The sequence below is a fragment of the Naasia lichenicola genome (assembly GCF_004801885.1).
GTDB lineage: Bacteria > Actinomycetota > Actinomycetes > Actinomycetales > Microbacteriaceae > Naasia > Naasia lichenicola.
On the sequence record NZ_SSSM01000005.1, the window covers coordinates 291,446 to 313,741 of the forward strand.

General features: G+C 68.3%; 23 protein-coding genes and 1 pseudogene. 16 read left to right on the top strand and 8 right to left on the bottom strand.

What is annotated here, in order from left to right:
- The first annotated feature begins 380 nt into the window (after positions 1 to 380).
- The 8 genes from rpmH to E6C64_RS12285 all read left to right on the top strand — a co-directional run bounded on the left by rpmH (position 381) and on the right by E6C64_RS12285 (position 5,360).
- Positions 381 to 518 carry a 50S ribosomal protein L34 gene (gene rpmH, locus E6C64_RS12250; protein ID WP_121659099.1) on the top strand — a complete coding sequence of 46 codons (138 nt, stop codon included), beginning with the start codon at positions 381 to 383 and terminating at the stop codon, positions 516 to 518.
- Between the two features lie 16 nt (positions 519 to 534).
- Positions 535 to 870 (top strand): ribonuclease P protein component, encoded by a 336-nt coding sequence (rnpA, locus tag E6C64_RS12255; RefSeq protein ID WP_136427793.1) that lies wholly within the window; start codon positions 535 to 537, stop codon positions 868 to 870.
- Positions 867 to 1,178 (top strand): membrane protein insertion efficiency factor YidD, encoded by a 312-nt coding sequence (gene yidD / locus E6C64_RS12260; protein WP_136427794.1) that lies wholly within the window; start codon positions 867 to 869, stop codon positions 1,176 to 1,178. The genes rnpA and yidD overlap by 4 nt, the downstream gene beginning before the upstream one ends.
- A gap of 6 nt (positions 1,179 to 1,184) precedes the next feature.
- A complete protein-coding gene (gene yidC / locus E6C64_RS12265; RefSeq protein WP_136427795.1) occupies positions 1,185 to 2,183 on the top strand; it encodes a membrane protein insertase YidC in 999 nt (332 codons plus the stop codon).
- Positions 2,180 to 2,722, top strand: a complete 543-nt coding sequence (locus tag E6C64_RS12270) for a Jag family protein (protein WP_438941862.1) — start codon at positions 2,180 to 2,182, stop codon at positions 2,720 to 2,722. Before yidC ends, E6C64_RS12270 begins: the two co-directional genes overlap by 4 nt.
- A gap of 50 nt (positions 2,723 to 2,772) precedes the next feature.
- Positions 2,773 to 3,411, top strand: a complete 639-nt coding sequence (gene rsmG, locus E6C64_RS12275; protein ID WP_136427796.1) for a 16S rRNA (guanine(527)-N(7))-methyltransferase RsmG — start codon at positions 2,773 to 2,775, stop codon at positions 3,409 to 3,411.
- A gap of 75 nt (positions 3,412 to 3,486) precedes the next feature.
- Positions 3,487 to 4,419 (top strand): ParA family protein, encoded by a 933-nt coding sequence (locus E6C64_RS12280; RefSeq protein WP_136427797.1) that lies wholly within the window; start codon positions 3,487 to 3,489, stop codon positions 4,417 to 4,419.
- A complete protein-coding gene (locus E6C64_RS12285) occupies positions 4,419 to 5,360 on the top strand; it encodes a ParB/RepB/Spo0J family partition protein (protein ID WP_136427798.1) in 942 nt (313 codons plus the stop codon). The genes E6C64_RS12280 and E6C64_RS12285 overlap by 1 nt, the downstream gene beginning before the upstream one ends.
- Positions 5,361 to 5,616: 256 nt before the next feature.
- Here the strand turns inward: E6C64_RS12285 and E6C64_RS12290 are convergent, their stop codons facing one another.
- The 6 genes from E6C64_RS12290 to E6C64_RS12315 all read right to left on the bottom strand — a co-directional run bounded on the left by E6C64_RS12290 (position 5,617) and on the right by E6C64_RS12315 (position 13,750).
- Positions 5,617 to 6,612, bottom strand: a complete 996-nt coding sequence (locus tag E6C64_RS12290) for a D-alanine--D-alanine ligase family protein (protein ID WP_136427799.1) — start codon at positions 6,610 to 6,612, stop codon at positions 5,617 to 5,619.
- Between the two features lie 65 nt (positions 6,613 to 6,677).
- Positions 6,678 to 7,997 carry an aminotransferase-like domain-containing protein gene (locus E6C64_RS12295; RefSeq protein WP_136427800.1) on the bottom strand — a complete coding sequence of 440 codons (1,320 nt, stop codon included), beginning with the start codon at positions 7,995 to 7,997 and terminating at the stop codon, positions 6,678 to 6,680.
- A gap of 185 nt (positions 7,998 to 8,182) precedes the next feature.
- Positions 8,183 to 8,509: a thioredoxin gene (trxA, locus tag E6C64_RS12300; protein WP_136427801.1), complete on the bottom strand. Its 327-nt coding sequence runs from the start codon at positions 8,507 to 8,509 to the stop codon at positions 8,183 to 8,185.
- 100 nt (positions 8,510 to 8,609) lie between these two features.
- Positions 8,610 to 9,641 carry a thioredoxin-disulfide reductase gene (gene trxB, locus E6C64_RS12305; protein WP_136427802.1) on the bottom strand — a complete coding sequence of 344 codons (1,032 nt, stop codon included), beginning with the start codon at positions 9,639 to 9,641 and terminating at the stop codon, positions 8,610 to 8,612.
- Between the two features lie 261 nt (positions 9,642 to 9,902).
- Positions 9,903 to 11,513, bottom strand: coding sequence for a murein biosynthesis integral membrane protein MurJ (murJ, locus tag E6C64_RS12310; protein ID WP_136427803.1), 1,611 nt, complete (start codon positions 11,511 to 11,513; stop codon positions 9,903 to 9,905).
- Positions 11,510 to 13,750 (bottom strand): DUF6049 family protein, encoded by a 2,241-nt coding sequence (locus tag E6C64_RS12315; RefSeq protein ID WP_136427804.1) that lies wholly within the window; start codon positions 13,748 to 13,750, stop codon positions 11,510 to 11,512. Before E6C64_RS12315 ends, murJ begins: the two co-directional genes overlap by 4 nt.
- Before the next feature lie 148 nt (positions 13,751 to 13,898).
- On the opposite strand from E6C64_RS12315, the gene E6C64_RS12320 reads away from it, so the two are divergent.
- The 8 genes and pseudogenes from E6C64_RS12320 (at position 13,899) to E6C64_RS19230 (ending at position 20,298) form a co-directional block, all read left to right on the top strand.
- The gene (locus E6C64_RS12320) at positions 13,899 to 15,347 is read left to right on the top strand and encodes a CCA tRNA nucleotidyltransferase (protein ID WP_136427805.1); all 1,449 of its coding nucleotides are present in this window, start codon (positions 13,899 to 13,901) and stop codon (positions 15,345 to 15,347) included.
- 113 nt (positions 15,348 to 15,460) lie between these two features.
- Positions 15,461 to 15,805 (top strand): annotated as a pseudogene (rpsF, locus tag E6C64_RS12325) (30S ribosomal protein S6); the annotation flags it as partial.
- A 102-nt stretch (positions 15,806 to 15,907) separates the two neighbouring features.
- A complete protein-coding gene (locus E6C64_RS12330; protein WP_136427807.1) occupies positions 15,908 to 16,480 on the top strand; it encodes a single-stranded DNA-binding protein in 573 nt (190 codons plus the stop codon).
- 113 nt (positions 16,481 to 16,593) lie between these two features.
- A complete protein-coding gene (rpsR, locus tag E6C64_RS12335; protein ID WP_136427808.1) occupies positions 16,594 to 16,854 on the top strand; it encodes a 30S ribosomal protein S18 in 261 nt (86 codons plus the stop codon).
- Positions 16,855 to 16,860: 6 nt separating this feature from the next.
- Positions 16,861 to 17,313, top strand: coding sequence for a 50S ribosomal protein L9 (rplI, locus tag E6C64_RS12340; protein WP_136427809.1), 453 nt, complete (start codon positions 16,861 to 16,863; stop codon positions 17,311 to 17,313).
- A gap of 589 nt (positions 17,314 to 17,902) precedes the next feature.
- Complete coding sequence (gene dnaB / locus E6C64_RS12345) at positions 17,903 to 19,291, top strand: replicative DNA helicase (RefSeq protein WP_136427810.1); 1,389 nt, start codon at positions 17,903 to 17,905, stop codon at positions 19,289 to 19,291.
- 72 nt (positions 19,292 to 19,363) lie between these two features.
- Entirely contained in the window at positions 19,364 to 19,969 is a 606-nt protein-coding gene (locus E6C64_RS12350; RefSeq protein ID WP_136427811.1) for an HdeD family acid-resistance protein, read from the top strand.
- Positions 19,969 to 20,298 (top strand): hypothetical protein, encoded by a 330-nt coding sequence (locus E6C64_RS19230; protein WP_199241032.1) that lies wholly within the window; start codon positions 19,969 to 19,971, stop codon positions 20,296 to 20,298. Before E6C64_RS12350 ends, E6C64_RS19230 begins: the two co-directional genes overlap by 1 nt.
- A gap of 34 nt (positions 20,299 to 20,332) precedes the next feature.
- On the opposite strand, the gene purB is transcribed toward E6C64_RS19230, so the two are convergent.
- Together purB and E6C64_RS12365 are read right to left on the bottom strand one after the other, a co-directional pair.
- Entirely contained in the window at positions 20,333 to 21,724 is a 1,392-nt protein-coding gene (gene purB / locus E6C64_RS12360; RefSeq protein WP_136427812.1) for an adenylosuccinate lyase, read from the bottom strand.
- The gene (locus tag E6C64_RS12365) at positions 21,721 to 22,266 is read right to left on the bottom strand and encodes a low molecular weight protein-tyrosine-phosphatase (RefSeq protein WP_136427813.1); all 546 of its coding nucleotides are present in this window, start codon (positions 22,264 to 22,266) and stop codon (positions 21,721 to 21,723) included. Before E6C64_RS12365 ends, purB begins: the two co-directional genes overlap by 4 nt.
- Between the last annotated feature and the right edge of the window lie 30 nt (positions 22,267 to 22,296).

Here is a 22,296-nt window from a genome sequence, read left to right on the forward strand (position 1 = left end):
CGCGCAGTCCGAGCGGGCAGCGGGTGCTGCCCTGACCGGCGACGGGCCCCCTCACGGTAACGATTGAGACACGGTGAATCAAGTTCATCCGCGTCTGACCGGAGAATCGATCGAGATGCGGTGCCCAGCGGACGAGGTGACGTCGATCCAGAGCTCGAGATGGCAGCGAATGCGCTCCCTCGTTTGACCACAGAGCGCTTACCGCGTATTTTTAAGCAGTTGTCCGCCGGCCCGCAGCCCGGATCGCTCTGCAGCCCGATCGTTCGGGCGGCGCCGCGTGCACCGTGCGGGTCGCGCGACATGCGTCACCTCGACACGAGGCGACGCGCACGGCAGGCCACCGGGGCCGCGCCGATCGATCTTCTCCCAGGAGCATCCCCATGAGCAAGCGAACCTTCCAGCCGAACAACCGTCGTCGCGCGAAGGTGCATGGATTCCGCCTGCGCATGCGCACCCGTGCCGGCCGCGCCATCCTCAGCGCCCGCCGTGGCAAGGGCCGCACCGAGCTCTCCGCGTAGCCCTCACCACTCCTTCGTGCTGCATCGGGCGAACCGCATCGTCACCGGCGCCGACTACCGTCGCGTCGTCCGTCGCGGGCGCCGCAGCGCCGGGCAGCTGACCATCGTGCACGTGCAGAAGGCGGATGCCGATGCACCCGCGCGGTTCGGATTCATCGTGAGCCGAGCGGTCGGCGGTGCCGTGCAGCGCAACCGCGTTCGTCGCCGGCTGAAGGCGATCAGCCACGGCATCCTCACCGACGGGCTCGCAGGCGTCGACGTCGTGATCCGCGCACTCCCCGCCAGCGCTCAGGCCGACTGGTCTAGCCTCTCCGGAGAGGTCGAACAAGCCATGCACAGGAGCAGACCGTGAAGACAGCGGCCAGGTTCGCGCTCCTCGCGCCGCGGAACGCCCTGGTTCTCCTGCTCCGGGCCTATCGTGCGGTGATCTCCCCTCTCTACGGCGAGGTGTGCAGGTACTACCCCTCCTGCTCCCGTTACGCTCTCGAGGCGGTTCAAGAGCACGGAGTCCTCGTCGGCGCCGGCCTCGCCACCGTCCGCGTCTGCCGCTGCCATCCGTGGGCCGCAGGCGGCGTGGACGACATCCCGCGCAGACGCACCACGAAGAATCGCCTGACGTCCTTCGGATTCGTCGTTCCACTTCCCGAACGAAAGGTCTGACCCGCGTTGGACATCATCGGCACCGTCCTCTGGCCCATCAAGTGGGTCATCGAACTGCTCCTCGTCTCGTTCCACTCCCTATGGACCTTCACCGGTCTCGACGCGGACGCGGGCATCACCTGGGTCCTCGCGATCGTCGGCCTCGTCCTGGTCGTGCGCGCAGCCCTCATCCCGGTCTTCGTCCGGCAGATCAAGAGCCAGCGCAAGATGCTCGAGGTCGCGCCTCAGCTGAAGAAGATCCAGGACAAGTACAAGGGGAAGCGCGATCAGTTCTCCCGCGAGGCGATGTCGCGCGAGACGATGGAGCTGTATCGCAAGACCGGGACGAATCCGCTCTCCTCCTGCCTGCCGCTTCTGCTGCAGATGCCGATCTTCTTCGGCCTGTTCTCGGTGCTCAACGACGCCCAGCACGACAAGGCCGGCGTGGGCCTGCTCAACATCAACCTGGCCGACTCCTTCGCGAACTCCGAGCTGTTCGGAGCGCCGCTCAAGTCGACGTTCGCGCAGCAGTTCACCCTCGCCACATCGGGTCAGCCGTTCAACGCGCTGGTGATGGTCATCGCCGCCACGATGGTCATCCTGATGACGGCGTCTCAGTTCTTCACCCAGCTTCAGCTGATGGCCAAGAACATGTCGGACGAGACCAAGGCCAGCCCGATGTACCGGCAGCAGCGGATCCTGCTCTACCTGCTCCCCCTCGTGTTCGCCTTCTCGGGTGTCGCCTTCCCGCTCGGAGTCATGTTCTACTGGCTCACCTCCAACTTCTGGACCATGGCCCAGCAGTTCCTCGTCATCCGCAACATGCCGACGCCTGGCAGTGAGGCGGCGCGCGCACGTGAGGCCCGACTGGCCCGCAAGGTCAAGGAGCAGCCCTCCATCACCACCGCGGACGGAAGCCTGAACGCCGCGTCGTCCGGTGTCATCGAGACGCCTCGCCAGACCACCCAGCGAGTCCAGCCGGTCAACAAGAACCGCGCGAAGAAGACAGGAAGCCCGAAGAAGTGACCAATCCGGACACCGAAATCCACCCCGCGCCCGCCGACGCCCTGGATGGTGCGAGCGCGGATGAGACGCCCATCGATTCAGCCGACGGCGACGTGGACGAGGCGGATGTGGCTGCCGACTTCATCGAAGAGCTCCTCGACATCTGCGATCTCGACGGCGACATCGACATCGACATGGTGGGCGATCGCGCACACATCTCGGTGACGGCGTCAGCGGACAGCAATCTGCGCGTGCTCTCGTCGGCCGAGGCCGTCGCGGCGCTTCAGGAGCTGACCCGCCTCGCTGTCCAGAGTCGCACGGGAGAGTTCTCGCGCCTCATCCTCGACGTGGGTGGCAGTCGTCAAGCACGCCAGAACGAGCTCGCGGTGCTCGTCGATGCAGCGCTGGTCGCGCTCGACGGGGGATCAAGCCGCTATCCCCTGGAGCCGATGTCCTCGTATGAGCGCAAGATCGTGCACGACCTCGCCGCCGAGCGCGGACTGACCTCCGTCTCCGAGGGAGAGGGTCGGGATCGGCACACCGTGCTGACCCGCGCCTGAGCATGGCGGATGCCTCCGTCGCCCCCGATGGGGAAGCCGGACGGGTCGCGATGGATCCCTCCTCCGAGATCTCCATCGTCGAAGCGGAGCCGTCCATCGCCCGGGAGGTCTTCGGCGATCGCATCGGCCTGGCACGCCGCTTCACCGCAGCACTCGTCGACCAGGGCGAGGTCCGCGGACTGATCGGCCCGCTCGAGCTTCCCCGGCTGTGGACACGGCACGTCATCAACTGCGCTCTGGCTGCACCTCTGCTGCACGGTGCCGTCACCGACGTCGGCAGTGGGGCCGGGCTGCCGGGCATCGTCCTGGCCATCGTGCGACCCGACGTCAGCTTCACGCTCGTCGAGCCCATGGAGCGCCGGACTGATTGGCTCCAGGAACAGGCCTCTGATCTGGGACTTTCCAACGTGATCGTGCTCCGCGCGCGTGCTGAGGAGGCGCCCCGCGCCGCTGCAGACATCGTGACCGCTCGAGCTGTGGGAGCGCTGACCAAGCTGATCCCGATCGCTGCTCCGCTGGCGCGGAGAGGTGGCGAGCTGCTCCTCTTCAAGGGTGCGACGGTCGACGCCGAGGTGGCGAAGGCGCAGCGGGCCATCGCGCGGGCGCGTCTTGCCGATGTCCGAGTGGAGGAGCTCGGCACCGGTATGGCGACCGAGGGAACGCGAGTCTTCCGGGCTACAGTGAACTGACCGGAATCGGGGGAGTGTCGCGGCCGCGTGGCTGCTGCTCCCGGAATCCTCCGGTCCTCGCACGGAAGGTTCCACGTGAAACCGCAGGATGTCCCCGCACGACCGAGTGAACGGCGCGCGTCGGCGCGACGCTCATTCGATGAGACCACTCCCCTGGCCCGTGAGCTCGCGGATCTGACCCGTCGCCGACAGGCGCTCGAGGTCGGTACCCTGCCGAGACCGGCCAAGACCCGCATCTTCACGGTCGCGAACCAGAAGGGCGGAGTGGGCAAGACCACCACCACCGTCAATCTCGCCGCTGCACTCGCCCGCTCCGGCGCCCGAGTGCTCGTCATCGACCTCGACCCGCAGGGAAACGCCTCCACCGCGCTTGGCATCGAGCACCGTGCCGAGACGGTGAGCGTGTACGACGTCATCGTCAGCGACTCCCCCATGGCTGAGGTGGTTCGGCAGAGTCCCGAGTTCCCGACGCTGTTCTGCGTTCCCGCGACGATCCACCTGGCCGGTGCTGAGATCGAGCTGGTCTCCCTCGTCGCGCGCGAGCAGCGGCTCCGCACAGCCCTGGAGAGCTACCTGTCGACGGGGGAGCGATACGACTACGTGCTCATCGACTGCCCGCCGTCTCTCGGTCTGCTCACCATCAACGCCTTCGTCGCGGCGAACGAGGTCCTCATCCCGATCCAGTGCGAGTACTACGCACTCGAAGGACTGAGCCAGCTGCTGCGCAACATCCAGCTGATCGAGCGCCACCTCAACCCGGTGCTCAAGGTGACGACGATCCTGCTCACCATGTACGACTCCCGCACGAACCTGGCCAATCAGGTCGCCCAGGACGTCCGCGAGCACTTCCCTGCCGAGACACTCACCGCGATCATCCCCCGTTCCGTCCGGATCTCGGAAGCCCCCAGCTATGGGCAGAGCGTCATCACCTACGACACCAACTCACCTGGTTCCATCTCGTACTTGGAGGCAGCAGCCGAGATCGCTCATCGGGGAGCGCAGAGCTGATGGCAGCGCCCAAGCGCGGGCTGGGCAAGGGGATCGGCTCGCTGATCCCCATGTCGGACTACCCGACTGCCTCCCGTCCATCCGATGTCTTCTTCGCCGGCTCCGCGTCAGCCGACGACGGTCTCGTCGACGTGCCGGGAGCCCGCCTGGTGGAGCTCGATGTCGACGACATCGTTCCCAACCCGCAGCAGCCTCGCAAGGAGTTCGACGCCGAGGCGCTCGAGGAACTCGTGACGTCCGTTCGCGAGTACGGCGTGCTCCAGCCGATCGTCGTCCGTCCTTCGCCGCGCGGCGAAGGCAAGTTCGAGCTGGTGATGGGGGAGAGACGTCTCCGCGCCAGCAAGCTCGCGGAACGTCGCACGATCACAGCGGTCGTGCGTGATACCGCCGACAACTCGATGCTTCAGGATGCTCTCCTGGAGAATCTCCACAGGTCGCAGCTCAATCCGTTGGAGGAAGCATCCGCCTATCAGCAGCTGATCGCGGATTTCGGCATCACTCAGGAAGCGCTGGCGGAGCGTATCGGTCGATCTCGACCCAAGATCACGAACACGATCCGCCTGCTCAAGCTGCCGGAGAGCGTGCAGAGTCGGGTAGCGGCTGGGGTGCTGACGGCGGGGCACGCCAAGGCCATCCTGGCAGCCGGTAGTCCTGAGGCGATGCTCGCCCTCGCCGACCGGGTGGTCAACGAGGACCTCTCAGTGCGGGCGACCGAGGCTGCTGCCGCGCGTGGTGCGGATCCCGCCAAGGCCACGGCGACCGCTGCCCGTCGCAGTGAGCACTTCGATGCGGTCGCCAATCGTCTGGGCGACCGGCTGAACACCCGGGTGAAGGTCTCGCTCGGTGTCAGCAAGGGGCAGATCGTCATCGATTTCGCCACATTGGCCGACCTCAGGCGCATCCTCACCGACCTCGGGGACGACGGCGCGCTGGGCGATTGACAGCGGGGGCGCGAATTCACGCCCCCGAATCTCACCAGGATCGATCGTAAGCAGGTAACGACCAGGCTGGCCGGCGATTGCCAGGGCCTCGACACGGCCGTGGACGGCCTACTCGACCACCGACGGCGCTCGTTCTGCTCGAATGCACGTTACTCGGTGGTCGGGTAGGCGTTCTAGCTCCGTTTCGAGGCCCTCCTGGCTCGCTTCCGTCGACGAAGCAGGTCGCACTACAGGAGGCTCAGATGCCCCGACAGGCTCAGACCGCGCCGATGGCGGTCCGCGCGATGGCTGCGTAGGTCGTTCCCAGGTCGCCGCCGCGGGCGAGGATGGCCTGGGGAAGCAGCGACGTCTCAGTCAATCCCGGCAGCACGTTGACCTCGAGGAACCAGGCGCGATCCTCGGAATCGATGATGATGTCGACGCGTGAGAGGTGACGCAGGCCGAGTGCACGATGGGTGAGGAGGGCGAGCTCGGATGCCGCCGATGCCGCCTTGGGAGATATACGCGCGGGCGTATAGAACCGCGTCTCCCCCGCGTTGTAGCGGGCCTCGTAGTCGTAGGCGCCCGATACCGGCTCGATCTCGACAGCGTCCAGCGCCCGAGCGCCGTCTCCGGTATCGACGACCCCGACCGCGATCTCGACTCCAGGTACGAAGTACTCGATGAGCGCGTCGTCACCGTAGGTGTACGCCTCGACCATCGCCCGGGGGAGGGCATCCGACGCAGGAACGATGCTGACGCCCTGGGCTGACCCGCCCTTGGCCGGCTTGACCACGAGGGGGAAGTCGAAGGCGTTCTCGACGATCTTGAGCACGGCGGGAGCGCCGAGCTCTCGGAACGTCTCCCGGCTGAGCGCCAGCCCGCGAGGGGTGACCCCTCCCGCGTTGGCGACCAGGGTCTTGGCCGTCGGCTTGTCCCAGGCCAGCCGGGCCGCGCGATGATCGGAGCCGACGAACGGCACCCCGGCGAGATCGAGCAGCGCGCGCAGCGCTCCATCCTCACCGCTGGCGCCGTGGAGAGCGGGCCAGACGACGTCGTAGCCCGCGTCGGCCAGCGATGGAAGCAGCGCGGCATCCGGCTCGCGGACATCCACGCGCCATCCCTGTTCCAGCAGAGCGTCTGCCACGCGTCGGCCCGAACGGAGGGAGACCTCTCGCTCGTGCGAGATCCCGCCGGCAAGGACGAGCGCATAGGGGCTGTTCCCCGTGGAACTGGGAGTCGCGGTGCGGTGCGATGCCTGCTGTTCGGACAAGGTGTCTCCTTGGTGCGGATCTGGGGGCTGCGTCTGGTGGAGCGGTGCGCCGCGCGTGAGGTCGGTCAGCCGAGGTCGGGCGGGGGGCTCACCACTCGCCGGTCGGGTCGATTGACCCTCAAGGTGCCGGTCCCGGAGAAGGTGCGGAGCAGGTCGAGCTCGCCGCCGACCACGGTGGCCAGGCGGCGGATGCCCATTCTGATGTTCTCGGGCGTCGGATAGCAGAACGAGAGTCGCATCTCACTGCGTCCTCCCCCGTCCGCGTAGAAGGCCGTGCCGGGGGTGTAGGCGACCAGCTCGGTCACCGCTCGAGGCAGCATCTGCTTCGAATCGAGCTCTGGAGGCAGTGTGACCCAGACGTAGAAGCCGCCATTGGGGTTCGTCCAGGTCAGCTCCGGCAGGTGTTCCGAGAGCGCGGAGAGCATCGTCTCCTTGCGCTCCCGGTAGACACCTCGGAAGACATCGATCTGAGCGCGCCAGTCGGCGGTGTTCAGATACTCGTTGACCACGAGCTGGTTGAAGGAGCTGGGGGAGAGGATCGCCGATTCCGCCGCGAGGACCAGCTTCTCCCGGATCGCGTGCGGAGCCAGGACCCACCCCACCCGGAAGCCCGGCGCGAGGGTCTTGGAGAAGGAACCCAGGTAGATGACTCCGTCATCCTCGAGCGTGCGCAACGGGGGCGGCGGAGCCTTGTCGAACCAGAGCAGGCCGTACGGGTTGTCCTCGACGACGAGGATGCCGTTGCTGCGGGCGATCTCCAGGATCTCGGGGCGCCGGGCGGCGCTCATCGTGACGCCCGCCGGGTTGTGGAAGTTCGGGACCGTGTACAGGAACTTGATCGTGGATCCGGCAGCCCGTTCCGCAGCGATCGTCTCCCGCAGAGCCTGGGGGATGAGCCCGTCGGAATCCATCGCCACGTGCACCGTCCGAGCCTGATACGACCGGAAGACGCCGATGGCACCCACGTAGCTCGGAGCCTCCGCGAGCACGACGTCTCCAGGATCCAGGAACAGCTTGGCCACGAGATCGATGGCCTGCTGCGATCCCGTGGTGGTGACGACATCGTCGACCCCGGCTCGGATCCCCTCCTCGGCCATGACTTCGAGGATGTGCTCGCGCAGCGCGGGAACCCCCTGACCCGACCCGTACTGCAGGGCCATCGGACCCTGCGTGCGCATGACCGTGTCGAACGCGGAGCGGATGAGGTCCTCGGGCAGGGCGGCGACGAACGGCATGCCGCCGGCCAGTGAGACGACCTCGGGGCGAGATGCCACCGCGAAGAGAGCGCGGACCTCCGATGCGGACAGGCCAGCCGTGCGGGCGGCGTATGCGCCGTACCACGGGTCCAGATTGGTGCCGCGGTTGGTGCTGCTGCTGTCCTGCACGTGATCCTCGCTTCTTCGGAGCCCGCGTGGCGGTGTCTGCGCTGGTGGTCAGCGCTGCTGGAAATGGCCCCGAAGCCGACGGCCGAAGGCCGCGGATTCCCAACATAGTGAACGGAAGGTGGGGGAAGACGCAGAAAGGCCCGCCCGGCGAGTGCCGAGCGGGCCTTGAACGAGCTTCCCGACGGCTATGCCAGGAATGCTGCCAATTCTGATTCGAGCGCGGGCTTCGGCTTGGCTCCGATGACCGACTTGACGACCTCGCCGCCCTTGTAGACCTTCATCGCCGGAATGGACGTGATGTGGTACTTCGCAGCGGTCTCGGGGTTCTCGTCGACGTTGAGCTTGACGATAGAGATCTTCTCGCCGTTCTCGCTGGCGATCTGCTCGAGGATCGGCCCGACGGCGCGACACGGCCCGCACCATTCCGCCCAGAAGTCCACCAGGACGGGCTTGTCCGAGTTGAGGACGATGTCCTGGAAGGTGGCGTCGGTCACCTGGGTGAGATTCGACATGTGCGGCTCCTTGCTTGGGTCAGTGGAAAGTGTATAGCGGCGCGGGTGCGGCACTGCCGCGGGCGACGGGCGTGGCCGAGCCACCGTTGACGCCCATGGTTCAGGGCTGGCCGACGAGCTCGCCGTCGGAGTCGATCGTGCTTCCGGCCGCCGGTGAGGCACCCGTGAGGGACACACCCTTGGCCTGCGACTCCAGATCGGCCGGCAGCTCGGCTAGGTAGTGCTCGGCGTCGAGAGCGGCGACCGTGCCCGATGCCGCAGCGGTGATCGCCTGACGGTAGGTGGGGTCGATCACGTCACCCGCCGCGAAGACGCCGGGCTGGTTGGTGCGCGACGAGCGACCGGCGACAGCAATGGTCCCTTCGACGGTGAGATCGAGCTGGTCGTGGAAGAGATGCACCCGAGGGTCGTTTCCGACGGCGATGAACAGCCCGGTGATGTCGAGACCGCGCTCGGTGCCGTCGACGGTGTCGCGGAGCGTGATGCTGTGCACGCCCGTGCTGTTCTCATCGCCGTGGATGGCAGCCACCTCGGAGTTCCAGATGAACTCGATCTTCGGGTTGTCGATGGCGCGCTGCTGCATGATCTTGGAGGCGCGAAGCGCGTCTCGGCGGACGATGACGTGGACCTTGTCGGCGAAGCGCGTGAGGAAGGTCGCCTCCTCCATGGCCGAGTCGCCGCCGCCGACGACGGCGATGATCTGCTTGCGGAAGAAGGCGCCATCGCAGGTGGCGCACCAGGAGACGCCGTGGCCGCTGAGTCGCTCCTCGTCGGGCAGCCCGAGCTTGCGGTAGGCGGAGCCCGTGGAGACGATCACGGACAGGGCCTCGTGCACCGCGCCGGAGCCGAGCATCACGGACTTGACCGGACCGGACAGGTCGACGGAGACCACGTCGTCGTAGACGACCTCGGTGCCGAACTTCTCCGCCTGCTCGCGGAACTTGTCCATCAGCTCGGGGCCCATGATGCCCTCGGGGAATCCAGGGAAGTTCTCGACGTCCGTCGTGTTCATCAGCTCGCCCCCGGCTTCGACGGAACTGGCGATCAGGAGGGGCTCTAGCTCCGCTCGGGCGGCGTAGATGGCGGCGGTGTATCCGGCGGGACCGGATCCGATGATGATCATCTGGCGCACTGCAGGCTCCTCGACTGTCGTGACACGTACATTGCGCGGCCGCATCGCGACCTGCTCTGGTTTCAACCCATGCTAGGTGCGCGCAATTCCCGGTGCCTGAGGGTCGGTGCTCCCCCTTAAGGGGAGGTCGAACCGGCGTCGACGCCATGTGTTCGGCCGGTGAGCGGAGTGTTCCACGTGGCACGTGCCGCGAATCCGCCTCCCTCGGAGAGAGCGCCCGACGCCTCGGGAGGTGGGGGATCGAGGGCCCTCCAAGCCATCTCAGGCCCTGCGACCGAATCGCCGTCCGAGGATCGCGGTGATGGCGGCCAGGTCCGGCGATCGCAGCAGCCGGAGCGCTCCGAGGTACACCACGGACATCACGGCTCCGAGGACCGCCATCGTCAGGATCGCCGCGGCGCCCCCCGACATGGCGAACCCATCGGCACGGAACGCGCCCAGCATGAGGCCGACGAGGTAGCCGGCGACGCCCGCCGGTACGGCGGCCGCGAGGTCGAGGAGGAGGCTGCGCGCGATGGGTGCCGGGTCGGCCGCGACCTTGCGTCGGAGCAGGATGGATGCGATCACGAGCTGGACGGCTCCCGCAGCGGATACGACCGAAGCGATGCCCATGGCGATCCGATCCACGGGGAGCAGGCTGCAGGCCAGCACGCCGCCGATCACCAGGACCACCTGAACGATCGTGAAGACGAAGGGGGTCCGAGTGTCGCCGAGCGAGTAGAAGACGCGCTGCACCACGAAGAGCAGGCTGAACGGCACGAGACCCACCAGATAGGCGACGATGACCGCGGCCATCTGCTGCACATCGCCGAAGTCTCCAGTGAATACGCGGGCGAACGGGCCCGCGCAGACGATGAGCACCGCTGCGGCGAGGGTCAGAGCGAGGGCCACCGCGCGCAGCGCAGTCGACAGGTCACCGCGCAGCGCCGTGAGGTCACCGCGGCTCGCATGCTCGCTCATGGTCGTGTACAGGGCCGTCACGATGGACACGGTGATGATCGAGTGGGGCAGCATGAAGATCAGCCATGACGTCGCCATGGTCGCGGCGCTCGCGCCCCTGCCCGTTGCGATGAGCGAGACGTTGGTCTCGATGACACCGGCCACCTGACCGGCGACGAGCATGCCGAGGGTCCAGCCCGCAGCACGCGCCGCCGAGCCGAGGCCGACGCCCCGCCAGCCGAAGTCGGGCCGATAGCTGAGCCCGACGCGTCTCCAGAACGCGAACAGGACGATCGCCTGGGTGGCGATGCCGAGCGACGCTCCACCGGCGAGCAGCGCGATCATCGCCGGCGACCAGTCGCCGGGCGCACGATCGGGATCTGCTCCGTAGACGGCCATGAAGACGCCGATGCTCGCGATGCCGATCACATTGTTGAGCACCGGCGCCCAGGTGAAGGGACCGAATGACTTGCGCGCGTTGAGCACCTCGCCCAGCAGGGCGTAGAGGCCGAGGAAGAAGATCTGGGGGAGGCTCCAGTACGCGAAGGCCGTCGCGAGGCGCACATTGGCCGCGGGGACATCGACAGAGGTGAACAGGTCGACGAGCAGCGGCGCCGACAGGGTGGCGAGTGCTCCGATGGCGGCGAAGCCGATCAGTGCCAGGGTGACGAGCTTGTTGACGTATGCTCCCCCGCCGTCCGGACCGCGGCTGGCGCGCACGATCTGGGGGACGAGCACGGCGCTCAGCAGTCCGCCGCCGATGATGGCGTAGATGCTGGCGGGCACGATGGTCGACACCGAGAAGGCGTCGGCGCTTCCGCTGCCGACCACGCCGATCGCCTGGGCGAGCACGATCGCCTTCGCGAAGCCGAGCACCCGTGAGACCAGCGTCCCGGATGCGAGAAGGGCGCTGGAGCGGCCGAGAGAGCTCATTCGCCGGGCTCGGGTGCTGACGTGACGCGGGCCGCATCGAGGGAGGCACGGGCGTCGGCGCTCGCGGCCACGCGTCGGCGGCGCACGATGTTCCGGTAGATCCCGAAGCCGAACAGGGCGAGGACGAGCACGCCGGTCACGATGTAGACGGCCGTCTCCCAGTAGGTCTGCACGTCGAGGGAGATGTAGGTGGGGCCGTCGATCTGCAGACCCGTCGAGGCGCTCGAGAGCGTGATCGCGATGGTGAGGGTGCCATTGGCGATCCACTTCGCCGGGAGGAACACCCGCTGGCTCTCGCCGGGCTCTATGGCGGCGGAATAGCGCTCCATGATGATCCGGCCGTTGCTCGGCCTCGGATCGACGATCACGTCGACCGGATAGCCGAGGTTGTTGCGGACGTAGATCGGCACGGTCTCGAATTGCCCGGCCGCGATGATCGGGCTGCCAGGGAGCACGGTGACGGCGTGCAGGACGTCGTCGAAGTGGCTGCGGGTCTCTTCGGCGGCCGCCTGCCAGGTAACCGGATCTGACGCCCAACCCGCCGCGAGGACGGCGAGCAGCCTCGTCCGCTCACGCCCGATCAGCAGCTCGGGCGTCGCGACGACGGACGCATACGGGGTGATGCGGGCATCCAGAGCCAGGAGCTGCGCGACGATCTCCGCGCCTGCCCTGGTCGAATCGACGAGGCTGCCAGCCGCGCTGGTGGCGGAGGAGCTGATCGCGCCTGCACCGGCGTCGGCGACACCGGGAAGGGTGCGAAGGGTGGCCAGCGCCGTGGTGAGTCCATCCGCGGCGGGCTCGGCGGCACGGTCGAGGGCGATGAGCACGGTGCTCGCACGGCCCGGGCGCTCGACGGCGGTGGCGGCGAGCTGCGCGCTCGCCATCGCGAGTCCTGCCTGCACACCCGCATCCGTCGCGGCGAAGGCCGCATCGGAGAGGCTCGCCGAGATGCCGCTGTCGGCCACCAGGGCCGTCGTATCGCCCAGGCTCTGCACCGGCTCCGCAGTGAGGGAGCCGCTGGTGGGGGATCCACCGGTCATGTTGTCGCTGGAGAGGACCACCCGCGAGTAGCCGGCGCCCGCCAAGAATGAGAGATCCGGCGTCGAGACGGAGTCCGCGGATGGCCAGGCGATGTCGGTGGCCGTCCAGTCCCAGCGCAGCAGGTCGTCGAGTGTCGGGATGGGCTGACCGGCTGGAGGTGCCGTTCCCGGCGTCGGAGCTGCGGTGGGGGAGGCGGCAGGTGCGTCGGAGCCGCCGAAGGTCGCCGAGTCCAGCGCCCACAGGAGAGACGTGGCGCTCAACGGGCCGGCCGCGCCCGCCGCACGCTCGAGGGAGAGGTCGGCATCCGCATACTGGAGCGGGAACACCGCGTTCGGCAGATTCGAGAGGCGGGTCAGCCAGTCGAGCGAGCTGGCGGGGGCGGACGTGCCCAGGACGCGGATGGAGGCGATGATGCGCGGGTCCAAGGCGATGATGGCGTTCGGGGCCGTCGCGAGCGCGTCGAGCTTGCGGCTGAGCGCTCCCTCCGTCGAGGTGTACTCGCTCAGCTGATCGGCGCTGAGCACCCCGTCCTGGCCTGGTGCCACGGTCACGGGCACGACGATCGCGGTGTCGACCGTGCTCGGAGCGGTGCCGTCCGCCCAGACCACCGCGGTCGCGGTGCTGATGTCGACCCCGTCGGCTGTGCCGTCGTCGCTGCCTCCGGCCGGCGCAGCATCGACCTCGAAGGTCGCTCGGACCAGGTGCGGACCCCACCCGGCGGAGGAGAGCAGAGCACCGACCGTGGCAGCCGGGATCGTGATGTCGACGGCTGTCGAGCCCCCCGCCGCGACATCCGGGGTGGAGACGGTGGCGGCGAGGACCCCGCTGATCGACTCCGGATCGGCGATCGCCGCAGCGAGATCGGAGCGGTCCGCGAGCTGACCGTCGATCCGCACCTGGAGTGCGCCCGCGCCGAGGGGATCAGCGGTTCCGTTGCTGACAGTGCCTGTGAGGACGAGATCCGACCCCGAGCGGAGCACCGCTCCCCGTGAAGCACTGACCAGCAGCTCGACGGCTCCCGCGGATCCGGCGGGCTCCGACGGTGCTGTCCCGGCGGCAATGGCGGGGGCGGCGGGGCCGCCGGCCAGGATCCCCATCGCGATCGCGCCGCTGAGCATGGCGCCGACGAGCCATCGGCACAGGAACCGCGTGCCGAATGAGCTCAGGGTCGCGCGCCTGTCGGAGGGCCGTCTCATCGGGCGATCGCGCTGTCCGCGCCGTGCGCGTCGCATCGATCGGACGCTCCCATGGGCCCGAGTTTAGGCCCGGCCACCATGGCCTGACATGTGGACGCGGCGCTCTCGCACGATCGGATGCGCTCGACGCGCGGCCTACCATGGGCGGATGGACAGCGCGGCGGCCGCACTCGACCGGCTGGCGGGCACGGCGGCCTCCAAGCCGGTCGCCCTGCTGGCGGAGGCGTTCGCCGCCGGCGGCCACGAGCTGGCCCTGGTAGGCGGTCCGGTGCGAGACGCCTTCCTCGACCGCACCTCCCCCGATCTCGACTTCACCACCGATGCGCGGCCCGATCGCATCCTCGAACTGGTCCGACCACTGGCCAGTGCGCACTGGGACGTGGGACGCGCCTTCGGCACTATCGCCGCGCGGATCGGCGGCGAGACGGTCGAGATCACCACGTACCGCACCGAGGCATACGGCGATCAGTCCCGCAAGCCCGAGGTGGCGTTCGGCGACGACCTGGAGACGGACCTCGCCCGCCGCGACTTCACGGTCAACGCCATGGCCCTGCGGCTGCCCGACCGGGTGCTCGTCGATCCGAGCGGCGGGATCGAGGACCTGATGTCGCGCACCCTGCGCACTCCTGGCTCCCCCGACTCCTCGTTCGGCGACGATCCTCTGCGAATGCTGCGCGCCGCACGGTTCTCCTCGCAGCTGGGGTTCGAGGTGACGGCCGAAGTGCGTGAGGCGATGGCGAGGCTGGCGCCCCGCCTCGAGATCGTCTCCGCCGAGCGCATGCGCACCGAGCTCGAGCGGCTCGTCGGATCCCCGTCGCCAAGGGCAGGACTCGAACTGCTCGTCGACACGGGGATCGCCGACCTCGTTCTTCCCGAGCTTCCGGCCCTCCGGCTGACCGTCGATTCGGAGCATCGCCACAAGGATGTCTACGAGCACTCGCTGATCGTCCTCGAACAGGCCATCGAGCTGCAGGACGCGCGCAGGAAGGCGGCGGGATCCGAGGACACCGCACCCGATCTCGTGCTCCGCCTGGCTGCTCTGCTGCACGACATCGGCAAGCCGGCGACGCGCCGCTTCGAGTCGGGCGGCGCCGTCTCCTTCCACCACCATGACGCCGTCGGGGCCTCGATGGCCAAGAAGCGCCTTCGGGCGCTGCGCTTCGACAACGACACGATCGCCCGCGTGGCCACGCTCATCGAGCTGCATCAGCGGTTCTTCGGCTACACCGAGGGCGCCTGGACCGACTCCGCCGTCCGCCGCTACGTCCGCGACGCCGGCGACCAGCTCGAGCAGCTGCACATCCTCACCCGGGCCGATGTGACGACCCGCAACCGTCGCAAGGCGGATCGGCTCGGGCATGCCTACGACGACCTCGAGACGCGGATCGCGGAGCTCGCCGCCCAGGAGGAGATGCAGGCCGTCCGGCCCGACCTCGATGGCGAGCAGATCATGGCCGTCCTCGACGTGCCACCCGGCAGGATCGTGGGCGAGGCGTACCGCTTCCTGCTCGAGCTGAGGCTGGAAGAAGGGGCTCTCGGCGAGGCCGAGGCGACCACCCGACTTCTCGAGTGGTGGAAGGACCGCCCGGGGCGCTAAGCTATTGCGGTTGCCCAGCTTCGGCCGGGCACGTGCATTCAGACCTCTTGTTGCAGACACGCTGCAACCGCTAGACCGAAGGAGGTGGGTCAGTGACGCACAAGTACGAACTCATGGTCATCCTCGATCCCGAGATCGACGAGCGCACAGTCGCTCCGAGCTTGGACAAGTTCCTCGGAGTGATCCGCGCCGATGGCGGGACCGTCGACAACGTCGACATCTGGGGCCGCCGTCGCCTCGCCTACGAGATCAAGAAGAAGACCGAAGGCATCTACGCCGTCGTCGCCCTGACCTCGGAGCCCGCTCCCATCAAGGAGCTCGACCGCCAGCTCAACCTCTCCGAGGCAGTGCTGCGCACCAAGGTCCTCCGTTCCGAGGAGGCGACCTTCCGCCTGAAGGCCGCGGAGGCACAGGCCGCTGCGAAGGCAGCCCACGTGAAGAAGACCGCTCCCGCGGCCGCTCCCGCCGCATCGGCATCGGCCCCGTCAGCGGCCCCGTCAGCGCCTGCCGCTCCGGCTCCCGCAGCGTCGGCAGAAGCAGCGCCGAGCGGAGCCTGAGCCATGGCCGGCGAAACGATCATCACGGTTGTCGGCAACCTGACCGCCGACCCTGAGCTGCGCTACACGCAGAACGGGCTGGCCGTCGCCAACTTCACGATCGCATCGACTCCGCGCAGCTTCGACCGCGCGAGCAACGACTGGAAGGACGGCGACGCGCTCTTCATGCGCGCCTCCGTCTGGCGCGAGTTCGCCGAGCACGTCGCCGGCTCCCTCACCAAGGGATCCCGTGTCGTGGCGACCGGACGTCTGCGCCAGCGCAGCTACGAGACCAAAGAGGGCGAGAAGCGCACAGCCATCGAGCTCGAGGTCGACGAGATCGGCCCCTCGCTTCGCTACGCGACCGCGCAGGTCACTCGCGCGGCCGGAGGCTCCGACCGCGGCGGCAGCGGCGGTGGCGGCGGAAGCTACAACGGCGGTGGCGGTGGCAACGGCGGCGGTGGCAACCGCGGCGGATCCTCGAGCGGCGATGAGCCGTGGGCAAGCCCGCCCGCGGTTCAGGGCGGTGGCGGATCCGCTTCCGGCGGCGACGTCTGGAACACCCCCGGCTCCTACGACGACGACACCCCGTTCTGATCCAGCAGATCTGAATCAGAAGCCGAGTCTTCGACTCCCCTGCGCGGCTCCGGCCGGCAGGTCCCCATTCATCAGTTCCAGGTCACTGACCTGCAGTTCGTTAGGAAGGCCCCATGGCCGGCAAGTCGAGCGGCGACCGCCGCAAGTCTCCTCGTACCAAGGGCGGCAAGCCCGTCGCCCCAGCAAAGTCCATCCGCGTCGGCGTCATCGACTACAAGGATGTCGCGACGCTGCGCAAGTTCATCTCGGAGCGTGGAAAGATCCGCGCCCGTCGCATCACGGGCGTCTCCGTGCAGGAGCAGCGCCTCATCGCGCGAGCGGTGAAGAACGCTCGCGAGATGGCACTCCTGCCGTACGCCGGATCGGGAAGGTAACCCCCTGTGTCCAAGCTCATCCTGACGCACGAGGTCACCGGCCTCGGCACCCCGGGTGACGTCATCGACGTCAAGCCCGGCTATGCGCGCAACTACCTGATCCCCCAGGGCTTCGCCGTGGCGTGGACCCGTGGCGGCGAGAAGCAGGTCGACTCCATCAAGGCCGGCCGCGCGGCCCGTGAGCTCGCGACCATCGAAGAGGCGCAGGCGCTCAAGGCCAAGATCGAATCGGCGCCCGTCACCCTCAAGGTCAAGGTCGGCACCGGCGGACGCCTGTTCGGCTCGGTCAAGACCTCCGACGTCGCCGCAGCGGTCGCGGGAGCCGGTCTCGGTGAGATCGACAAGCGCAAGATCGAGATCGGCAGCCCGATCAAGATCACCGGCACCCATGAGGCCACTGTGCGCCTCCGCGACGACATCGCCGCGACGATCACCCTCACGGTGGTCGCCGCGCGCTGATCGCACGCAGCCACGAACGGCGGTTCGGCCGGCTCCTTCGGGAGCCGACCGGGCCGCCTTTCTGCATTCCCGGGCCCATCCGTCCCAGCTGAGCAGCCGTCACGGCCTCCGGACCCGCGCATCCGAGCGGGTCGCCCCGGGCTTCGGGGAACAGTCATGGAACACGACAGATATCCACCCGGAAGTCAAGCGAAGGACAACCCTCGACCAATGCTTGAGGGCAGTTATCCACAGGAGTTCTGCACATGAGGAAACTGCTGATCAGGCCCCGTAAGGGGGACACTCCTCCACATCGCATTCCGCGCGTGTCGACGGCGGTTCCCACACATGGGCAATCTTGTCCGCATCTTCTCCACAGCGTTGTGCACAACGTGGAAAGCCGTTCGCGGGTACCGTCATCAGAGCGCCGCGGCCCGGCGTCCGACCAGTGTCGGACGCCACGGGTATACAGGGATGGCGGGCCTATCACGGGGCTCCGCCACAGCCCATCGGCCGACGGAAGTCGGCGAACGCGGCAGGAGGACTGACGACCGGGGGGCCGGTCGTCCGTCGATGCGGAGAGTGCTTCTCCGCCGGAAAGAGGGGGATCGTGTCGATCGCACACCTGGGGATCGCAGCGGAGGGCCGCTACGACGCACCTCGCAGCGAGCCCCGCGGACCTGAGCGCACCCCTCCCCACGACCTGCTCGCGGAGCAGAGCGCTCTGGGCGGCATGCTGCTGAGCAAGGACGCCGTCGCCGACGTGCTCGAGTGCGTCAAGGGCGTCGACTTCTACCTGCCCAAGCACGAGGTGATCTTCGAGGCCGTGCTCGACCTCTACGCCCACGGCGAGCCGACCGACGTCATCGCCGTCACCGATCAGCTGACCAAGTCTGGCGACCTCTCTCGGGCCGGCGGCGCGGACTACCTGCACACCCTCACGAGCATCGTGCCGACAGCGGCCAACGCCGGCTACTACGCCGAGATCGTCGCCGAGCGCGCCGTTCTGCGTCGACTGGTCGAGGCCGGCACCCGCATCGTGCAGATGGGCTACGCGAGCGAGGGCGAGGTCACCGACCTCGTCAACAACGCGCAGGCGGAGATCTACGGCGTCACCCGCGAGCGGGAGGCAGAGGACTACGTGCCGCTCACCGACGCGGTCGCCGCCGCCATCGACGAGATCGAGGCCGCTCAGCACCGCGACGGATCGATGACGGGCGTTCCGACCGGCTTCACCGAGCTGGACGACCTGACCAACGGGTTCCACGGCGGCCAGATGATCGTCGTCGCCGCTCGACCCGCCATGGGCAAGTCGACGCTCGCGCTCGACTTCTGCCGTGCCGGGTCGGTGAAGCACGGCATGCCGTCGGTGTTCTTCTCGCTCGAGATGGGGCGCAGCGAGATCGCGATGCGGCTCATGTCCGCGGAGGCGGCCATCCCCCTGCAGCACATGCGCAAGGGCACGCTGCAGGGCGACGACTGGACGAAGCTGGCGCAGACCCGCGGCCGGATCAACGACGCCCCGCTGTACATCGACGACAGCCCCAACATGACCCTCGTCGAGATCCGGGCGAAGTGCCGTCGGCTCAAGCAGAAGGTCGGGCTCAAGATGGTCGTCATCGACTACCTGCAGCTGATGACCTCCGGCAAGAAGGTCGAGAGCCGCCAGCAGGAGGTCTCCGAGTTCTCCCGCGCGCTGAAGCTGCTCGCCAAGGAGCTGCAGGTGCCGGTCATCGCCCTCTCCCAGCTCAACCGAGGGTCCGAGCAGCGCGCCGACAAGCTGCCCGCCATCTCCGACCTCCGAGAATCGGGCTCGATCGAGCAGGACGCGGACATGGTCATCCTGCTGCACCGCGAGAGCGTGTACGACAAGGACAGCCCTCGCGCCGGCGAGGCCGACCTCATCGTCGCCAAGCACCGCAACGGTCCGACCCGGACCATCACCGTCGGCTTCCACGGACACTATTCGCGGTTCGTGGATCTCCCGCCCGGACACTGACCGCTCCTCCGCGCAGGCGACGAGCAGGAGCGGTGCCGTAGGGTTGATGCGCCCATGCACCAGGAGATCGTCATGCCCGACCAGCGCACCGTGTCACCCTTGGGAACCTCCTCGGGGCTCGGGGCACTGTTCCTCGGCCGCGCGATCGCAGGGCTGCTGCTCGGTGCGGCGGTCACCTTCTCTGCGACTGATCACTCAGCGGCGTACGGCAGCGTCGTCTTTGGCGCCTGGGCGGTCCTGCAGGCCATCGTCGTGGTCGTGAGCGCCGTTCGCGGGGGCCGCGGGCCCGGCCAGAGGATCCTGCTCGTGCAGGGCGTGCTCGGCGGAGTGATCGGGGCCGTCGCGCTGGCGCTGACGGGCTTCGGGCTCGGCGCGCTCCTCCTCGTCGTCACCGCGTTCGCCGCCGTGACCGGAGCGCTCGAGCTCTATCGCGCCGTCCGCATCGAACGAGGCAGCGCAGCCGGTCGCGAGAGCCTGTTCGTCGGAATCCTCACCGCGGTGCTCGCCATCGTCTTCCTCGCCATCCCGCCCGACGAGGTGCTCGCGGTCGGCCTCATCGGCGGCTACGGGATCGTCGTCGGCGTCTATCTCGCGATCGCAGGGATCTCGCTCAGGATGCCGACGGCCCGTCCCGAAGGTGCGCGTGAAGGCGCAGCCGACCGCGGCGTGGAGTCCTGATGGCGAACCCCTCTCGCGCGGAGCGATTCCGCCCCGCAGAACTCGTGGGACTGGCCCTCGTCGTGGCCGTGTTCACCGGCGCGGTCGTCGGATTCACCACTCGGGAGATCAACCTGGCGGCGATCTTCGCGGGCATCGGCTTCATCGTCGCGTTGCTCGTCCTGGCGATGCTTGCGCTGGCGGTCGGCTCGGATCCCGGCGCTCATCCCCCACTGGACCCGCCCAAGCCCAAGGCGGGCGCGCCGACAGACTCCGAGACTGCTCAGCAGGACGTGCAGCCGGGCGCGCGGCCGACGGTTCAGTCCGACGAGGGCGACGAAGCGCCCTGACCGAACGGTCGGACGTGCGCCGCGATCCGGCCGCTCAGCTGGACGGCGCGACCATGTCGACGAGCTGGCTCGCCAGACCCGCGTAGCCCGCGGGTGTCAGCGCGGTGAGCGACGCCTTGGCGTCGGCTCCGATGTCGAGCCCGGCGATGAACTCGGCCAGGCGCGCACCGTCGACCCGGCGACCGCGCGTCAGATCCTTGAGCACGGCGTACGGATCGGCGATGGAGCTCCGTCCCGCGACCACCTCTGCGCGGATGACCGTCTGCACGGCCTCCGCGAGCACCTCCCAGTTCCCGTCGAGGTCGGCGGCGAGCTTGGCGCCGTCGATGGCGATCTCACCGAGCCCCCGGCCGATGTTGTCGAGGGCGAGCAGCGAGTGCCCCAGGCCGACTCCGATGTTGCGCTGTGTCGTGGAGTCCGTGAGATCGCGCTGCAGCCGCGAGGTGACCAGCGTGGCGGACAGGGAGTCGAGCACCGCCGCGGAAAGCTCGAGGTTGGCCTCCGCATTCTCGAACCGGATCGGGTTGATCTTGTGCGGCATGGTCGACGAGCCGGTGGCGCCCGGGACGGGGATCTGCCGGAAGTAGCCGATCGAGATGTAGGTCCAGATGTCCGTGCAGAGGTTGTGCAGCACGCGCCCGATGTGCACGACGACGCCGTAGAGCTCGGCCTGCCAGTCATGCGACTCGATCTGCGTGGTCAGCGGATTCCAGGCAAGCCCCAGAGACGTCACGAACTCGCGGGAGACGTTCATCCAGTCGATCTGCGGATCGGCGGCCAGGTGCGCCGCGAGCGTGCCGGACGCCCCGTTGAACTTGCCGAGGTACTCGACCGCGTCGAGGCGCCGGACGAGCCGGTCGATGCGGTGCACGAACACCGCCAGCTCCTTGCCCATCGTCGTGGGAGTGGCCGGCTGCCCGTGGGTGCGGGCGAGCATCGCCTCGCCCCGGAGCTCGACCGAAAGGCTGCGCATCGCGTCGAGGACCCCGATCAGCTTCGGACGCCACACCTGCTGGATCGCGTCGCGCACGGTCAGCGCGTAGGCGAGGTTGTTGATGTCCTCGCTCGTCGCGGCGAAGTGGGTCAGCTCCGCGATCGCGGTGAGGCCGAGGGCATCCAGTCGGCGACGGATGAAATACTCGACGGCCTTGACGTCGTGCCGGGTCGTCGCCTCGAGGGTGGCGAGCTCGTCCACGTCCTCCGAGCCGAAGTCGGCGATCGTGCGACGCAGGCTCCGCGCCTGATCGGCGGTCAGCCGTGAGCTGCCGAAGTACTCGTGGTCGGTCAGGTAGATCAGCCATTCGACCTCGACGTGCAGGCGCGCGCGGTTGAGACCCGCTTCGCTGAGGTGCGATCCGAGCTCCCGGACCGCCTCGCGGTAGCGCCCGTCGAGGGGGCTCAGCGGCTGAGGAGGCAGGCTGGTCATCGTACGGAAGCTCCGATCGTGTGCGTGACGGCAGTGAGGAGGCCGGCGCAGGACCTCTCTATCATGGCGAGGACCTCGCCGAACCGTGCGTCCTCCCCGTAGTAGGGATCGGGAACCTCGCCGTCTCCGGGCTTGGGATCGAAGTCGCGGAGGAGCCGGATGCGCTCCGTGGCGGAGTCATCCGGGGCGAGCGCCCTCAGGGCCGCCAGATGGGAGCGATCGAGGGCGAGGATCAGATCCAGCTCTGCGAACTCGTCCGCTGCGAACTGGGCCGCGATGTGCGACGAGCCGTCGAATCCCCGGACCTTCAGCGCAGCGACGGTCCGAGGGTCGGCCCCCTCACCGAGATGCCAGGAACCCGTGCCGGAAGAGCGCACCGCGATCCGGTCGTCGAGGCCGGCCTCTCGGACCATCCGGCGGAACACGACATCGGCCATCGGCGAGCGGCAGATGTTGCCGGTGCAGACGAACGAGAGGCGGAAGGGCTCGGAGTCGCTCCGCTTCACGGGCAGGGTGACCGGAGACGAGCTGTGGGAAGGCATCACAGGGATTCTCCCAAACCCCCGACGCCC

Coding starts and splice junctions, on each gene's coding strand:
- rpmH (WP_121659099.1), top strand. CDS start 381: ATGAGCAAGCGAACCTTCCAGCCGAACAACCGTCGTCGCGCGAAGGTG.
- rsmG (WP_136427796.1), top strand. CDS start 2,773: ATGGATCCCTCCTCCGAGATCTCCATCGTCGAAGCGGAGCCGTCCATC.
- E6C64_RS12285 (WP_136427798.1), top strand. CDS start 4,419: ATGGCAGCGCCCAAGCGCGGGCTGGGCAAGGGGATCGGCTCGCTGATC.
- trxA (WP_136427801.1), bottom strand. CDS start 8,509: ATGTCGAATCTCACCCAGGTGACCGACGCCACCTTCCAGGACATCGTC.
- murJ (WP_136427803.1), bottom strand. CDS start 11,513: ATGAGCTCTCTCGGCCGCTCCAGCGCCCTTCTCGCATCCGGGACGCTG.
- E6C64_RS12315 (WP_136427804.1), bottom strand. CDS start 13,750: ATGAGACGGCCCTCCGACAGGCGCGCGACCCTGAGCTCATTCGGCACG.
- E6C64_RS12320 (WP_136427805.1), top strand. CDS start 13,899: ATGGACAGCGCGGCGGCCGCACTCGACCGGCTGGCGGGCACGGCGGCC.
- E6C64_RS12330 (WP_136427807.1), top strand. CDS start 15,908: ATGGCCGGCGAAACGATCATCACGGTTGTCGGCAACCTGACCGCCGAC.
- rpsR (WP_136427808.1), top strand. CDS start 16,594: ATGGCCGGCAAGTCGAGCGGCGACCGCCGCAAGTCTCCTCGTACCAAG.
- E6C64_RS12350 (WP_136427811.1), top strand. CDS start 19,364: ATGCCCGACCAGCGCACCGTGTCACCCTTGGGAACCTCCTCGGGGCTC.
- E6C64_RS19230 (WP_199241032.1), top strand. CDS start 19,969: ATGGCGAACCCCTCTCGCGCGGAGCGATTCCGCCCCGCAGAACTCGTG.
- purB (WP_136427812.1), bottom strand. CDS start 21,724: ATGACCAGCCTGCCTCCTCAGCCGCTGAGCCCCCTCGACGGGCGCTAC.
- E6C64_RS12365 (WP_136427813.1), bottom strand. CDS start 22,266: ATGCCTTCCCACAGCTCGTCTCCGGTCACCCTGCCCGTGAAGCGGAGC.